This is a genomic window from Micromonospora pallida (genome assembly GCF_900090325.1).
In the GTDB taxonomy this organism is placed as follows: domain Bacteria; phylum Actinomycetota; class Actinomycetes; order Mycobacteriales; family Micromonosporaceae; genus Micromonospora; species Micromonospora pallida.
This window is the reverse complement of sequence record NZ_FMHW01000002.1, coordinates 1,137,826-1,152,507: the sequence shown is the minus strand read 5'-3', so window position 1 is coordinate 1,152,507 and position 14,682 is coordinate 1,137,826. Positions and strand designations below refer to the sequence as shown.

General features: G+C 73.0%; 13 protein-coding genes. 2 read left to right on the top strand and 11 right to left on the bottom strand.

What is annotated here, in order from left to right; translation table 11 throughout:
• Position 1: 1 nt before the first annotated feature.
• Genes GA0074692_RS05160 through GA0074692_RS05145 form a run of 4 tightly spaced genes read right to left on the bottom strand, consistent with a single transcriptional unit; the run spans position 2 to position 3,315 of the window.
• Positions 2-961 (bottom strand): VWA domain-containing protein, encoded by a 960-nt coding sequence (locus GA0074692_RS05160; RefSeq protein ID WP_091652638.1) that lies wholly within the window; start codon positions 959-961, stop codon positions 2-4.
• 40 nt (positions 962-1,001) lie between these two features.
• A complete protein-coding gene (locus tag GA0074692_RS05155) occupies positions 1,002-1,985 on the bottom strand; it encodes a DUF58 domain-containing protein (RefSeq protein WP_091639893.1) in 984 nt (327 codons plus the stop codon).
• The gene (locus GA0074692_RS05150; protein WP_091652634.1) at positions 1,982-3,022 is read right to left on the bottom strand and encodes an AAA family ATPase; all 1,041 of its coding nucleotides are present in this window, start codon (positions 3,020-3,022) and stop codon (positions 1,982-1,984) included. The genes GA0074692_RS05155 and GA0074692_RS05150 overlap by 4 nt, the downstream gene beginning before the upstream one ends.
• A 14-nt stretch (positions 3,023-3,036) precedes the next feature.
• Positions 3,037-3,315: a hypothetical protein gene (locus tag GA0074692_RS05145; RefSeq protein WP_091639890.1), complete on the bottom strand. Its 279-nt coding sequence runs from the start codon at positions 3,313-3,315 to the stop codon at positions 3,037-3,039.
• 407 nt (positions 3,316-3,722) lie between these two features.
• Here GA0074692_RS05145 and GA0074692_RS05140 point away from each other — a divergent pair, with 407 nt between their 5' ends.
• Together GA0074692_RS05140 and GA0074692_RS05135 are read left to right on the top strand one after the other, a co-directional pair.
• Positions 3,723-4,985 (top strand): sensor histidine kinase, encoded by a 1,263-nt coding sequence (locus GA0074692_RS05140; RefSeq protein ID WP_141725168.1) that lies wholly within the window; start codon positions 3,723-3,725, stop codon positions 4,983-4,985.
• The gene (locus GA0074692_RS05135; RefSeq protein ID WP_091639886.1) at positions 4,982-6,223 is read left to right on the top strand and encodes a S8 family serine peptidase; all 1,242 of its coding nucleotides are present in this window, start codon (positions 4,982-4,984) and stop codon (positions 6,221-6,223) included. Before GA0074692_RS05140 ends, GA0074692_RS05135 begins: the two co-directional genes overlap by 4 nt.
• A gap of 26 nt (positions 6,224-6,249) precedes the next feature.
• Here GA0074692_RS05135 and GA0074692_RS05130 read toward each other — a convergent pair whose 3' ends face one another.
• The 7 genes from GA0074692_RS05130 to eccCa form a co-directional block, all read right to left on the bottom strand.
• Positions 6,250-6,654, bottom strand: a complete 405-nt coding sequence (locus tag GA0074692_RS05130; protein ID WP_091639884.1) for a hypothetical protein — start codon at positions 6,652-6,654, stop codon at positions 6,250-6,252.
• Complete coding sequence (locus tag GA0074692_RS05125; protein ID WP_091639882.1) at positions 6,651-7,970, bottom strand: alpha/beta hydrolase; 1,320 nt, start codon at positions 7,968-7,970, stop codon at positions 6,651-6,653. Before GA0074692_RS05125 ends, GA0074692_RS05130 begins: the two co-directional genes overlap by 4 nt.
• Positions 7,961-9,277, bottom strand: a complete 1,317-nt coding sequence (locus tag GA0074692_RS05120; protein ID WP_141725167.1) for a WXG100 family type VII secretion target — start codon at positions 9,275-9,277, stop codon at positions 7,961-7,963. The genes GA0074692_RS05125 and GA0074692_RS05120 overlap by 10 nt, the downstream gene beginning before the upstream one ends.
• Before the next feature lie 4 nt (positions 9,278-9,281).
• A complete protein-coding gene (locus GA0074692_RS05115; protein WP_091639878.1) occupies positions 9,282-9,605 on the bottom strand; it encodes a hypothetical protein in 324 nt (107 codons plus the stop codon).
• A gap of 113 nt (positions 9,606-9,718) precedes the next feature.
• Positions 9,719-10,021, bottom strand: coding sequence for a hypothetical protein (locus GA0074692_RS05110; protein ID WP_091639876.1), 303 nt, complete (start codon positions 10,019-10,021; stop codon positions 9,719-9,721).
• 24 nt (positions 10,022-10,045) lie between these two features.
• Positions 10,046-10,396 carry a WXG100 family type VII secretion target gene (locus GA0074692_RS05105; protein ID WP_218106550.1) on the bottom strand — a complete coding sequence of 117 codons (351 nt, stop codon included), beginning with the start codon at positions 10,394-10,396 and terminating at the stop codon, positions 10,046-10,048.
• 180 nt (positions 10,397-10,576) lie between these two features.
• Positions 10,577-14,527, bottom strand: coding sequence for a type VII secretion protein EccCa (eccCa, locus tag GA0074692_RS05100; RefSeq protein ID WP_091639871.1), 3,951 nt, complete (start codon positions 14,525-14,527; stop codon positions 10,577-10,579).
• Positions 14,528-14,682 lie beyond the last annotated feature (155 nt).

The following is a 14,682-nucleotide window of genomic DNA, read 5'->3' as shown; positions in this document are numbered from 1 at the left end:
GTCAGGGCAGGCGGGAGAACCAGAGCATCGACGTCGCGGCGGCGAGCAACGCCAGCACCAGGCCGACGCCGATGAACCGTGCCGACACGTCCTGCCGCTCGGTCTCGTAGCCGACCGAGGTGCCGATGTCGGCGTACACCGCGCGCAGTTCGTCACTGCTGCCGGCCTCGTGGTAGCCACCACCGGTCTGCCTGGCGACCTCGCGCAGCGTCTCGCCGTCGACCGGGACGGCCTGCCCGCCGCCACCGGAGCCGATCACCCCGTCCGGGGTGCCGAACGAGATCGTGTCGACCGGTACGCCCTGCTCGGTGGCCTCGGCGGCGGCCTGTGCCGGATCCCGTCCGGAGGTGTTGGCACCGTCGGAGAGCAGCACCACCCGGGCGGGCGGCGGTTCCTCGGCGGCCCGGGCGTCCAGGGTGCGGATCGACTCCAGCGAGGTGTCGATCGCCTCGCCGATGGCCGTGCCCTGGATCCCGGCGGCGCCCTCGGCGAGCCGGTCGATGCCGGCGGCCAGCGCCGCGCGGTCGGTGTCCGGGGCCACCAGCACGGAGGCGTCGCCCGCGAACGCCACCAGCCCCACGTTGAACTCCTCGGGCAGGTCGTCGACGAACTCGCGGGCGGCGTCCTTGGCCGCGGTGAGCCGGTCCGGGGCGACGTCGGCGGCGAGCATCGACCGGGAGACATCGACCGCGACGATGACGGTGGCCCGCTCGCGGGGCACCCGAACCTCGTCGGTGGGACGGGCGAAGCCGACCACCAGCAGCGCCAGCATCGCCAGGAACAGGCTCGCCGGCACGTGTCGGCGCCATGCCGGCCGGTGCGGCGCGACCCGGTCCAGGAGCCGGAGGTTGGTGAACCGGACGGCGTAACGGCTGCGCCTGCGTTGCATCAGCAGGTAGCCGACCACCAGGGCGGCCACCCCGGCCAGCAGCCAGAGCCGTTCCGGGGACTGCCAGGTCACGTCGTCACCCCGTCGCTGGCGGGCTTCGTACAGCGGTCGTTCACGCGGCACCTCCGGTCGGCGGTCGTACGGCGCCGGCGAGCCGACGCTGGTTGATCACATGGCGGGCGATGTCGCCGATCCAGTCCCGGTCGGTGGAGAGCCGCAGGTGCGCGGCGCCGCTGCGGCGGATCGCCCGGGCCACCGCCTCCCGCTGGGCGGTGGCCGCTGCCGCGTACCGCTCGCGCAGCCGCCGGCTGCCGGTCGACACTTCGCGCCGGCGGCCGCTCTCCGGGTCGACCAGGGTGATCAGCCCGACGTCCGGCAGCTCCCCCTCGCGAGGGTCGGACACCTGCACGGCAAGAACCTGGTGACGGGCGACCAGCCGGCGCAGTGTCCGCTCCCACGCCGGTGGTGGACCCGCCGCCCCGGCCACCCCCGCGTCGGGCAGGCCGTCGAGGAAGTCCGAGACCACCACCACCAGGCCACGCCGGCTGGCGGTCCGACGCAGCCCGTCCAGCCCGTCGGCGAGCGGCACCGGCGCCGGTGCCGGCAGCCCGCGTGGCACCTCCAGCAGCGTCCGTAACAGCCGGAACAGGTGGGGGCGGCCGGTGCCCGGCTTGACGGGGCGGAGCCCTTCGTGGGTGAGCAGGTGCGCGCCGAGCCGGTTGCCGACGCCGGCGGTGAGGAAGCCGACGGCGGCCACCGCGGCCACCGCGAGTTCCCGCTTCTCCAGCTCGGCCGTGCCGAAGTCCATGCTCGGCGTCGCGTCGACCAGCACCCAGGTGGTCAGCTCCCGGTCCGCGTCGACCGTCCGTACGTGCGGCACTGTGGTGCGGGCGGTCACCGACCAGTCCATCCGTCGTACCTCGTCCTCACCGGGCCGGTACTCGCGGCTACCGGCCGGTTCGCTGCCCGGCCCGGGCAGCAGGCCGAGGTACCGGCCGTGCAGCAGCCCGTCCAGCCGGCGGGTGACGGTCAGCTCCAGCCGGCGCAGCCGCCGCTGCGGCGCGAGGTGCCGGATCGTCGCCCCGGATCCGTTCACGCCGCGGCCCCCAGGCCGGGGCCCTGGTCCTCCTGAGCCGGTGCGATCTGCGGCAGGGGCACGGCGTCGACCAGCCGGCGAACCAGTGCGGTGGTGTCGACACCGTCGGCGAACGCGTCAAAGGAGAGCACCAGCCGGTGGGCGAGGACGTCCACCGCGATCTCCCGCACGTCGGCCGGCAGCACGTAGTCCCGACCCCGCAGGAGCGCGACCGCCCGCGCGGCGGCCACCAGGCCGAGCGTGGCCCGGGGGCTCGCCCCGTACGCGAGCTGACCGGCCACGTCCGGCAGACCGAACCGGGCCGGGTCCCGGGTGGCGGCGACCAGTCTGACGACGTACTCGGCCAGGGCGTGGTGCACGAACACCTGCCGGGCCAGCGTCTGCAGAGCGACCAGCCGATCCGGGTCGAGCACCGCGCGTGCGGTCGGGCGGTCGGCGCCCATCCGGTAGAGGATGCCCAACTCCTCCTCGTCGGTCGGGTAGTCGACGACCACCTTCATCAGGAACCGGTCCCGCTGGGCCTCCGGCAGCTGGTAGACACCCTCGGACTCGATCGGGTTCTGGGTGGCCAGCACGAGGAACGGTGTCGGCAGCGGATGGGTGCGCCCGCCGATCGAGACCTGCCCCTCGGCCATCACCTCCAGCAGCGCCGACTGCACCTTCGCCGGGGCGCGGTTGATCTCGTCGGCCAGGACGAGGTTCGTCATCACCGGGCCGAGTTCGACGTCGAAGCTCTCCCGGGAGGACCGGTAGATGCGGGTGCCGAGGATGTCCGACGGCACCAGGTCCGGGGTGAACTGGATCCGGGCGAAGCTACCGCCGACGGCGGTGGCCAGGGTCTCCGCGGCGAGGGTCTTCGCGACCCCGGGCACCCCCTCCAGGAGGCAGTGCCCCCGCGCCAGCAGTGCGGTGAGCAGGCGCTCCACCAGCCGGTCCTGGCCGACGATGACCCGTTTCACCTCGAACAGGGTCTGCTCGAGCAGCCGGGCAGCGTGGGCGTGGTCGAGGCCAACCCTGACGTCGGTGCCGTTCACCACGGCCGGTACCGCCGTCACAGTGCCTCCTGCGGCGCGGCCGACTCCTGTGGTGTGGTCGGCTGGCCCGTCTCGCTTCCACCGGGGGCGGTCGGCGCAGCGTCGTCCTTGTCGGGGCAGTCCTCGGTGGACCACCGCTGCCCAGCACCGCTGCTGCCAGCCTGCTCCTGCTCCGTCACGATCTGCACGACGGCCTCGTGGTCAGCGTCGTCGGTCGCGTACGCCACACCGCCGGCGACGGCCACTGCGGCTGCGGCGCCAGCGAGAGCGAGCCCGGTCATGATGCTGATCCGCATGATCTCTCCTCGACTGCGTTTCGGGATGGGGCGGGTGCCCGGCGAACGAGGGTGCGGGGGCCGGGCACCCGCTGGCACCAATTCAGCCAGGACGGACCGAAAGACAGCCGAAGAGCGTTGCTGTCACCCTCCACATCCCGCCGAGGTGGCGGACCCCACCCTGCGCGGTTGACCGGGCGCACCGGGGACGCGTCACGCCGCCGCCGATCGCGCGGGCATGGTGGCGTCCGACCGAGCGGCGAGCTGCGGGCGAAGCGGCATGGATCAATGGGTGGTCAACTCTTGCTCCGGAGGTCGAATGTCGGGAAACTGGCCAAGATCCTCGTTGGGCCAGTCGCGACGCGCGGTCCGTGATGTGGACAAGGAGCTGACACGTGGGCATTGGTCGGCGCAGCGCGGGAGGATCCTTGGCAGTCGACAGCGTCGACATGCCGGCCATGGTGTTCGCGCTGCTGGCCCGCGTCGCCGTGACGGGGGTTGCCTCACCGCGGCGGCATCCGACATGGACGGTGACGGCCTCCGTGGACGACCTCGGCCCGGTCGACGACGCCGCAGCCGCCCTGCACCGCCAGACCTCGCGTTGCCTGCTGCTCGGTGCTCTGGCATACCGGGTGTGCGTCCTGCCCGTCGCCATGGGCCTGCTCGTGGCGTTGGGCAAGCCGGTGGCGCTGGTTACTCTGCTGCCGGTCGCGGCGCTGCTGCTGACCGCCAACGTCGCGGCGATCGTCGCGGCCCACCGGCGGCCGACGGTGGACCTCGAACACGTACGCGGGGCGGTGCTGGTCGACCTCGCGGTGTCGTACGGGGTGGCTCTGGCGGTGAGTGCGGTCGTACCGCACACCGAGGTGTTCTGGCCGTACCTGGCCGGTGCCGTGGTCCTGGTGACCGGCGCGTACGGGCTGCTCGGTGGCGTGCTCGCCGTGCTGGTGTCGATGCCGGTCCAGTTGGTGACGGTCGCGTTCGGCGCCGCCGCGGACATGGCAACGCTGGCTGGCCGGGCCGGGTGGCTCGCGTTGGCGGTGGTGGTCGCGTTGGCGGCGCTGGTGATCTGTGGGCTGAGCCTGCACCTGGCCATGTCCTACGGAATACGGGCCGGTCGGGAGGCCGAGCGGGCCCGGTGGCTGCGGTCGGTGCACGACACGGTGTTGCAGACCCTGGAAGCGATCGCCCTGCACAGCGCGGCGGACGAGACCGCGTCGGCGACGCAGCTCGCCCAGGTGCGGGCCACGGCCCGGGCCCAGGCCGCTCAGCTGCGCAGGATGCTCGACGAACCCGGTGGCGGCAGGGACAACCCGCTCGCCGACGGATTGGCCGAACTGGCCGAGGAGCTCGCGGGACGCGGGCTGCGGGTGCAGTTGGCGGTGGCCGCCGGCGCCGGCAGCCGGATGTCCGGCCCCTACCGGGACGCGGTCCTCGGCGGGGTCCGGGAGGCGCTGGGTAACGTGGCCAAGCACGCCGGGACCGGTGACGCGGTGGTCCGCGCCGACGAGGAGAGCAGCGCCCTGGTCGTCGTGGTCCGCGACCATGGCTGCGGCTTCGAGGTCGCCGGCCGACCCGGGTTCGGCATCCGGGAGTCGATCATGGCCAGGCTGCGCGAGGTCGGCGGCAAGGCGACCGTGGAGTCCTGGCCCGGTCGCGGCACCCGGGTGACGCTGCGGGTGCCGGCATGATCCGGTGGGGCAGTCCCGAGCACGGCGGCGGCACGACTGCCCGTCGGGCTGGCACGCGACCCGCCCTTGGCGCGCTGGCGGGCCTCGTCGGCGCGTTGCTCGGGGCGCTGCCGGTGGCCGCCGCGCCGGCCCGCTACGGGGCGCCGGCCGGATGCGCCAGCCCGGTGGGGGTGCACACCGCAGGCACCCCGTGGGCGATCGAACTGCTCGGGCCGCGCCGGGTGTGGCCACTGAGCACGGGTTCCGGCGTGCGGACCGCGGTGCTCGGCACCGGCGTCGACGCCCGTAACGCACAGTTCCGTCCGGGCCAGGTCGAGGATGGTCGGGACGTCCTGGACAACAGCGGCGTGGCCACCGACGACTGCGACGGCCGCGGCACGTTCGCCGCCGGCCTGATCGCAGCCCGGCCACATGACGACACTACCTTCGCCGGCCTGGCTCCCGGGGTGTCCGTGCTCCCGGTTCGCTACACCCAGAGCACCACGCAGGGCAACGGGGCCGTCGACCCCGACCGACTCGCCGCCGCCATCGACGTCGCGGTCACCGCCCGCGCCCGGGTGATCTACGTGGTACTGCCGGCGACGAGGAACACCGCCCAGCTGCGGGCCGCCACCGCACGGGCGATCGCGGCCGACATCGTGGTGGTGTCGCCGGCCACCTCCGGCCCGCGGACCCAGGGGGCGACCAGCTACCCGACCGCGCTGCCCGGGGTGCTGGCGGTCGGCGCGTTCGGGCCGGACGGCGCGGTGGCCTCCACCGAATCCGGTGACCACATCGGGGTGTCCGCCCCGGGCAGACAACTGCTGAGCCTCTCCGCCGGAGCGAACGGCCGGCTGGGACATTCACCCACCGTCGACGATCCGGCCTACGCGGCGGCGTACGTGGCGGGCACGGCCGCGCTGCTGCGGTCCTACCGGCCAGAACTCAGCGCCGCCGAGGTGGTGCGGCGGATCACGTCGACCGCGCAGCGGACCGCCGTCGCCGGGCACCACCCGCAGCTCGGTTGGGGAATGGTGGACCCGTACCGGGCAGTGGCCGCCGAGGGTGTCGAGGACCCACCGGCAGTCGCGGCCGCGAGCGCGCAGCCGGTCGCCGCGGCCGGTGCGGATCGCGGTTCCGACGTGCATCCGGTGGTGCTGCCGCTGGCGTCGGCGGGACTCGTGGCGGCGCTGCTGGTCGGGATCGGTACGGCCGTGACGCGTCGAGGCCGGGCCCGCGGATGGCGACCCGGCGGCTGACCGGCCCCACCCCTGCTGTGCCGGTACTACGGCACCTCGGTCGGTACGCAGGGACTGGAGCCGCCCACGACCACGTCGCCGGCGCCGTCGCGGGAGATGTGGACGCCGAGGTTCGCCCCGTCCCGCTGGAACTGGTAGGCCACCTCGGTCGCGCCGCTGCGGTCGGTGGCGCGCCAACCGTCCGCACTCAACTGCGGCACCACCTCGGACAGCAGGATCTCGACGGCGTCGGGCGGGGTGGGCACCCGGAGGTTGTACTCCCAGCGCACCGACTCGCTCGGCACGCCGGCCGGCCGGAACGGATCGCAGTCGAGCTGTTCGTCCCGGCTGATCCGGACGTCGGCGCCGAACCGCGCGGCAACCCTGTCCAGCACGGCCCGCAACGGCTCGGCGACGGCGGCCAGTGGCGCGAAGTCGATCGGCTTGGTCACGGCAGCGACGGTACCGTCACCAGCGGGCCGTTGGTGAACACCTGATAGATGTTCCACCATGCGTCACTGTGGTAGGTCAGCACGTCGGAGTGGGCGGAAACGCCTTCCAGCGGTCGGCCGTCGGCGTAGTTGCCGGTCTCCAGCCTGATCACACCCGGGAACTCGTCGGGGTCGGCCCCGTGCCCCCAGTTGCCGATGTTGATGTCCCGGATCCAGGCGATCGGATCGCCGGGCGCGGTCATCGAGTAGCGCTGCACATCGGGCTGGGCCGGACGCAGGTCCTCCGGGCCGTCCACGTGGTGACCCATGCCCGCCGACTCGATGTGCAGGATCCGGTCCGCGTCCAACCCGTGCTGCTCGGCGGTGCCGACCACCGCACCGCCGTACGAGTGGCCGGCGAAGGTGACCTGCACGTCGTTGCCGGCCGCAGCGGAGCCGGCGATCTCGGCACGCAGTTGACGGGAGAAGTCGGCGAGTCGAGGCCCGAGGTCGTCGGCGTAGCTGGCCGATGGCGCCTGCGGGAACAGGTTGGACGGCAGGTCACCGTCCATCCAGACGACCATGGCCAGGTCCCGGCGCGGGGCCGCGTCGACGAAGCCGACCGCACCGTCGTGGTACCGCTCGAAGTTGGCCAGTTCGGAGGTGGTGCCCGGGACGAACACCGCGACGTTGCGGGTGCCTGCGTCGATGTTGCCGACCAATTCGACCATCGATCCGTCACCGGACGGGTCGAACGAGAGGATCTTGCGGTGTTCGGCGATGACGTTCTCGTACAGGTCGATGCGCGCCTGCGACCGGGTGATGCTCTCGCGCAGCTGGTGGTCGACGGCCGGATCCCCGGTGAACTGGGTCTGATAGGTGGCCAGGCGCTGCCGTTCGGCGGCCAACTCGGCGGTGATCGCCGAACGGTTGGCCGCGATCCGGGCATCGAACGGGGCGGTGCCGGCGGGCGCGGCGGCCCCGCCGGCAGCCAGCGTGGTGCCGCCGGCCAGCGCACCCAGTAGCTGCCGGAACGCCTGGCTGGCCTGGGTGTCGCCGCGCCGGTAGTTGGTCACCGCAGCGGTCACCCCGGTGGCCAACCGCCGGGTCTGCGTCGCCGCCGACTCCAGCTCGGCGCTGCTGAGCTGCAGGCTGGTGCCGTGTGCCTGCATGGCGCGTTGCGACTGCGGCACCAACCCGAATGCCTTGCCGTCGATGGCCGGCGTGTGGAGTTGCCCGTGGATGGCGGTCAACCGGTCGGCGCTCCCGGTGAGTTCGGCCACCGCGGCGTCCAGACCGGTCGGAACGGCGCGGAACCCGGTGCCGGTCACCTCCATGATCCGGTCCCCGGCTGGCCCGCCTCAGGCTCCTCGCCGATCACCGCCGGCGTCACCACCGACTGCTCGCCCCACACATCCTCGGTCTCGACCAGCCAGGGTGGGATGCGCCGGCTGCCGGCGGCGTCGCCCCCGCCCATCGGGGCGAAGGGCATCGCCGGCATGAAGCCGCCGGTCATGCCCTTGGTCGCGGCCACCCCGGCGGCGGCCCCCGCGGCTCCGGCGAGCCCGCTCGCCGTCGGGCCGCCGGCCTGACCAGCCAACGACTGGTTCGCCACCGGCGACATGTCGACGCCGCCACCGCCACCGACGCCGCCGCCCACACCACCACCGCCGCCACCCACGCCGCCGGCGGAGATCCGGGCGCCGTTGCCGGCGGCCTTGTCGTCGGCCGTGGCCACCGGGGCGGGGTCCTTCTTCTCGTCCTTCGGCTTGGCCCCCAGCCCAGGCGGCACGCTGGTGAACCGCCCGCCCAGCGCGGCCGCGGCTGCGGCCAACCCGGCGGTGAACATCGTGCCGAACAGCGGCCGGGGCTGGGTCGCCGGCGGCACCGAGTCCGGGTCGACCGGTGGCGCGGACGGGTCGACCGGCGTCGTGGTCGGGTCGACGGGAGTCCCGGCCGGCAGGCCGCCACCGGGCTGCGGAACCAGTGGTGACGTTGGCGTGGTCGGCGGTGGCTCCTCGATCGGCGCGCCGGTGACCGGTCGGGACGCGGCGCTCGGGGTGACGGGCATCGCGTCCTCGTCGGTGACGTACTCGGTGGCGAGGGTGGTCATCACCTGCACCGCCTGCTGGTGAGCCGCGTCCGAGGCGGCCTGTGCCCGCTGCTGGGCCTGGACCTCGGCGGTCGCCTCGGCCTGGTGCTGGCGGAGCGTGTCCACCGTGCTGGCCGGAGTGTCCGCGGGTACGACCAGGGGCGTGGTCGCGGCAGCGATGACGGAGGGAGCAAGATCGGGCACGGCGACCGGGGCGGGCATCGACTTCTGGGCCGTCGTGAGCGCCTCGGCGGAGGAGTAGGCCAGGTCACGCACCGCGAACGCGGTGCTGGCCACCTGCCGGATACCCGAGGTCAGGTCGTTGATCATCAACTTGTACTGCCGGGCGGCGCCGCCGTCCCACCACTGCTCGAACTCGCGGAGCTGGCGCTCGATGTCGCCGGCGCGCTCGTGCAGCGCCGTGCCGGCGGCTCCCCAGCCCTCCGCCGCCTCGGTCACCGACCTCGGTTCGCCGGCGTGCAGCATTCGCACGAGTTCCTGGTGGCTGTACTGGCTGAATTCGCTACGCGCCCGACCGCGTCCACGCGACATCGTGTCAGTCCCTTCCGTGCGCCCGGAAGGACGTGGCGACGCCGGTGTCGTAGTCGGCGTACCCGTCCGCGATCATGCGGGTCACGTCGTTGGCGAAGGCGATCGCCTCCCGCACGGTGTGCAGCAGTTCGTGCATCTGTTCGGCGGCGGCCCGGTGTCGCTCGGCCAGTGACGCCGCTTCGCCGAAGTCGCCGAGCCGGACCGGCCGGATGCGCAACTGGCCGAGGCCGTCCGTCGGCTTGCGCATCGCCTCCAGTTGGTCCTCCAACTCGCGGGCGAACGCCAGCAGCGATTGGAGGTGGACCCGGAACGACTCCTCGTGGGACATCGTCGCGCTCTCCTGTCTCGGAGCTCGGCTGGGAACTACGCCGGCCAGCGGGGCGGCGGCGTCGAGTGGAGGCGGATCCCGCCCCACCCCACGCCGCCGCTGGTCGCCCCGGCTCAGGCGAAGAAGCTGGTGTTCCGGTTCTCGAGAGCCAACTGGGTGTCGTGCGCCTCGTTCACCTTGCCGGAGAACTGACCGATCACCGCGATGATGTCGGCCAGCGCTACCCGCAGCCGCTTCTCGGACTGTTCCGCGGCCTGACCGGCGGCGCTGCCGGAGGCGTACCAGGTCTGCTTGATCGGGGCCAGGCTGGTCTGCAGCTGGTCCATGTGGCCGTTCAGCGCCTGGGCCTTGACCTGCAGCGAGTCGGCGGCGGCCCGCAGCGCGGCGAATTCGACGTTGATCACATCAGCGGTCATCTCACATCACCCCTTCCGGGCAGGTTAGGCGCCGGCCAGCCGGCTGAGTACGGGGCTGCCCTCGCCCACGGCGCCGCTGAGGCCCCGCAGGGAATCGGCGGCCGTCACGTCACCGGTGTTGTAGTTGCGGAAGCTCTCGTTGACCAGGCCGGACATGGTCTGCAGTTCCCGCGACGCGACCCGCATGCTTTCCTGCAGCCGGGTTTGCAGCTGCCAGAAAGCCGTGGCCTGGTTACCGGAGTACCGGCTCAGTACCGACATGAGTTCGCTCTCCAGTTGCGCCATGCTCCGAGCCGTGTTGGTGGCGGCTTCGTCGAACCCGCTGACCGCTCGCGTCATCGCGGCGGCATCACTCTGGTATCCGGGACTGGCCACGTCGGGTCACCTCCTCTTGGCAAGGGTCGCGCGCCGACTCGCGGCGCCGTACACGCTGGCGATGCTATGCATCCGTCACCCCTGGTAGTACGGCACAAGTACCCGTCACGGACACGGCACTATTACCCACAGGGACCCGACGGCCGGGGCAGCCGGATCCCGCGCGTCGACCGGCCCGGATCATGCCGGGTCGGTCTGGGCCCAGGCGAGCTGCACCAACGACACACCGGTCCGCCGGTCCACCAACTGCCCACGTCCGGGTGGCTGTTTGCTGGGCTTGACGTCGGCCAACAGCGCGCCCTCGTCACGGGAACCGGACAGCAGCAGGCCCGGTGTACCCAGGTCGCGCAGCCGCTGCACGACCGGCTCGAACAGGCTCCGGCTGGCGCCGCCGGACCGGCGGGTGAGCACCAGGTGCAGGCCGACGTCCTTGGCCTGGGGCAGGAATTCCAGCAGGGGTGCGAGGGGGTTGTGGCTCGGTGACACGACCAGGTCGTAGTCGTCGACGAGGACGAACAGCTCGGGGCCTTTCCACCAGCTGCGCTCACGCAACTCGGTGGCGGTCACCTCCGGACCGGGCAGGCGTCGCCGCAGTCCCTCCGCGGCCTCCGCGACGAGTTGCGTGAGCACCGGCTCACTGCCGGCGTAGCCGAGCAGGTGCGGGCCGGTGAGCGCGTCCACCAGCCCGCGCCGGTAGTCGGCGACGATGACCGCGGCCTCGGCCACCGGATAGCGGGCGGCGATCTGCTGGGCGAGCACCCGCAGCAGCCCGGTCTTGCCGGACTCCACGTCGCCGAAGGCGAGGAAGTGCGGGTCGGCGTCGAAGTCCAGGTAGGCCGGTCCCAGATCCGCCTCGGCCAGCCCGATCGGGATCCGCCGGTCACCGGGAACCGAAGCGGGCAGGTCGGTGGCCGGCACCAGCCGGGGCAGCAACCGCACCTGCGGAGCGCGCGGGCCGTGCCAGCTCGCGTCCACCTGCTTGACCAGATCGCTCGCGCCGTCGGGCAGGTCGCTGACCGTGGTACGGCCGTCGATGCGCGGCAGCCCGCCGAGGAAGTGCAGCTTGTCGGCGGTGAGCCCGCGTCCCGGAGCACCCTTCGGCACGTCGGCCGCCGCCCGCCGGTCGTACGCCGAGTCGGCGGGGTCGCCGAGGCGCAGCTCGACGTGAGTGCCGATCAGGTCGCGCAGGGCCGGTCGGATCTCCATCGCGCGGTTGGCCGACAGTACGACGTGCAGACCGAACCCGAGGCCGCGGGCGGCGAGCGTGGTGACCGCTTCCTCCAGCTGTTCGAACTCCTGGCGCAGGGCCATCCAGCCGTCGACGACGAGGAACACGTCGCCGAACGTCCGCCCGTCCGGGCTGGGCGGTGGGCGGCGCCGGAAATCGGAGATCGAGTCGATGCCGTGCGCGGCGAACGACTGCTCCCGCTCGGCCAGCAGGCCGGTCAGTTCGGCGACGATCCGGCGGACCCGTTCGGTGTCCATCCGGTTGGCGTAGCCGCTGACGTGTGGCAGGCCGGAGAGGCTGGCCAGGCCACCGCCACCGAGGTCGAGCAGGAAGAACTGCACCTCGGTCGGGGTGTGGGTGAGCGCCAGCGCGGCCACCAGGGTACGCAGCAGGGTGCTCTTGCCAGTCTGCGGTGCGCCGAGCACGAGCCCGTGCCCGGCCGCCCCGGACAGCTCCGCCCAGAGCAGGTCCCGACGCTGCTCGAACGGCTTGTCCACGATGGCCAGCGGCACGGTGAGCTGCCCGTTGCCGGTCCAGCCCACCGGGGTCAGACCGCGCCGCGGGTCGACGCCCAGGGGCGGCAGCAGTTGGTCCAGGGCGGGCGCTTCGGCCAGCGGCGGCAACCAGATCTGGTGCGCGGCGGGCCCGTTGCCGACGAGCCGGCCGATCATGGAGCTCAGCACGGTCTCGCCCTTGGCCGCCGCGGTGTCGGGGCCGGTCGCCGGTGCCGGCGCGCGCACCGCCTCGGCCGGCACCAGCGGGGCGAGCCCGAACGGCAGCACCCGCCGCTCGTACGGGATCTCCTCGGCCACGGCGGCCACCTGCTCGGGCGGCAGTTCACCGGAGACGTACGCGGCCTTGAACCGTTGCAGGGTGGTGATGTCCCACTTCAGGTACGCCGAGCCCGGCACCGGCGGCAGTTCGTACGCGTCGGACACCCCGAGCACGGCCCGGCTCTCCGCCGCCGAGAAGGTGCGCAGCCCGATCCGGTAGCTCAGGTGGCTGTCCAGACCGCGTAGCCGCCCCTCCTCGAGTCGCTGCGAGGCGAGCATCAGGTGCACGCCGAGGCTGCGGCCGAGCCGACCGATCATGACGAACAGGTCGATGAATTCGGGCCGGCTGGAGAGCAGTTCGCTGAACTCGTCGATGATCACCAGGAGGGAGGGCAGCGGTTGTAGCGGTGCGCCGTCGGTGCGGGCCCGCTCGTAGTCGCGTACTGAGGCGTAGTTGCCGGCGGCCCGCAGCAGTTCCTGGCGGCGGACCAGTTCGCCGCGGAGTGCGTCGGCCATCCGGTCGACCAGGGTCAGGTCGGCCGCCAGGTTGGTGATGACCGCGCAGGTGTGCGGCAGGCCGGTCATGCCGGCGAAGGTGGCACCGCCCTTGAAGTCGATCAACGCGAGGTTGAGCGTCTCCGAGGAGTGGGTGGCGGCGAGCCCGGTGACCAGGGTGCGCAGCAGTTCGCTCTTGCCGGACCCGGTGGCTCCGATGACCAGCCCGTGCGGGCCCATGCCCCCTTCGGCCGACTCCTTGAGGTCCAGGTCGACCGGACGCCCGTCGGGATCCACCCCGATCGGGATGCGCAGCCGATCGCGGGCCGACCGGGGGCGCCAGGTGACTGCCGGGTCGAGCCGGCGCGGATCGCCGATGCCGAGCAGGTCGGCCAGCCCGAACGTGGTGGACAGTGGCTGCTCGCTGGCCGCCGGCGTGCCGGTGTGCAAGGCGGTGAGCTGCCGGGCGACCACCTCGGCACCGGCGACGCTGAGCTGGTCCGGCACACCCACCAGGGAGACCCCGTCCGCAGTGCGCATGCCGAGCCGACCCTCGGCGATCACCAGATCGAGCGCGTGGGCGTCAGCACCGAGCCCGCCGCCGATGTCCAGGATGGTGGTGCCGGCCAGCCCGTCGGGTGGGGCGAGCCCGGCATCGGGCAGCGTGCCGGCTCCGTCGAGCACGATCAGCAGGTGCGGCGCCCCGGGCCGGGCACCGGGCGTGAACGAGCCGCGGGCCGCCGGATCGGCCGGATCGTCGGCAAGGAGCGCGGCCACTCCGCTGAGGGTGGGTGCGACCAACCGGGTCGGCCCGCTCGCGTCGGCCCGGCCCGCGTGCACCGAGTGGGGCAGCCACTTCAACCAGTCCCAGCCGTCCTGCCGGTCCGGCCCGACGCAGGCGGCGATGCGCAGGTTCTCCGGCGAGTGGAAGGTGACCAGGTGGGCCAGCAGGGCTCGGGCGAGGGCCAGGATCTCGGGGCGGTCACCGGCCAGGGTGACCCGCTGGAACGAGCGTAGCGACACCGCCACCGGCAGCCCGCCGACGGTCGCGTAGGTGCGGATGAAGTGCCGCAGCGAGGTCGATGCCACCGGATCGAGGTCCTCCAGCGGGGCGGTCTGCGGCGCCCGCAGCGCGGTGGCCAGCCGCTGCGGTCCGGTGCCGACCCGGACCCGGCCGAAGTCGGGATCGGTGCGGGCCCGTTCCCAGAGCCGCTCGGTGCCGGCGAACGACCACAGGTCGGCCGGGTCCGGCAGGGCTGCCAGGGCCGCCTCCCGTTGGCGGACCGCCACCTCACGGACCTGGCCGCGCAGGCCGCTCAGGTAACGCAGGTAGTCGCGTCGTTCGTCGTTGATCTGCGCCTTCTTCGAGGCACCACCGCGGGACAGGCCCATGGCCAGCATGCCGACCATGGCGCTGATGTACAGGGCGCCGAAGATCCAGGTCATCGCCCCGCCGGAGCGCCCGATGTAGACGAACGACATGGCGCCCATGCCGAGCATCATCGGCAGCATGAACATGAGCTGCATGCCGACCTGGCTGGACCCGCGGGGCAGGGCGGGCGGGGACTGCAGCATGATCTCGCCGCGTGGCGGTTCGGGCAGTACAGCCCGGCGGCGGAAGGTGTCGGCGGACATCCGGCGGTGCCTCCTCGGCCCGAGAAATCGGAACCAGTGGTCACTTTGACAGAGCAGGTCGTGGGTAGTTTTGCCGTTCAAGGGCGCGCGCGCACCAACCTACGATGACCCGCAACCATCCGGGAACCGCCTCAGCGCGGTCGAGTTGCCCGGCC

Excerpts from the sequence above, each read along its gene's own strand:
- GA0074692_RS05145 (WP_091639890.1), bottom strand. The coding sequence starts at position 3,315 with ATGCGGATCAGCATCATGACCGGGCTCGCTCTCGCTGGCGCCGCAGCC.
- GA0074692_RS05135 (WP_091639886.1), top strand. The coding sequence starts at position 4,982 with ATGATCCGGTGGGGCAGTCCCGAGCACGGCGGCGGCACGACTGCCCGT.
- GA0074692_RS05125 (WP_091639882.1), bottom strand. The coding sequence starts at position 7,970 with ATGGAGGTGACCGGCACCGGGTTCCGCGCCGTTCCGACCGGTCTGGAC.
- GA0074692_RS05120 (WP_141725167.1), bottom strand. The coding sequence starts at position 9,277 with ATGTCGCGTGGACGCGGTCGGGCGCGTAGCGAATTCAGCCAGTACAGC.
- GA0074692_RS05115 (WP_091639878.1), bottom strand. The coding sequence starts at position 9,605 with ATGTCCCACGAGGAGTCGTTCCGGGTCCACCTCCAATCGCTGCTGGCG.
- GA0074692_RS05110 (WP_091639876.1), bottom strand. The coding sequence starts at position 10,021 with ATGACCGCTGATGTGATCAACGTCGAATTCGCCGCGCTGCGGGCCGCC.
- eccCa (WP_091639871.1), bottom strand. The coding sequence starts at position 14,527 with ATGTCCGCCGACACCTTCCGCCGCCGGGCTGTACTGCCCGAACCGCCA.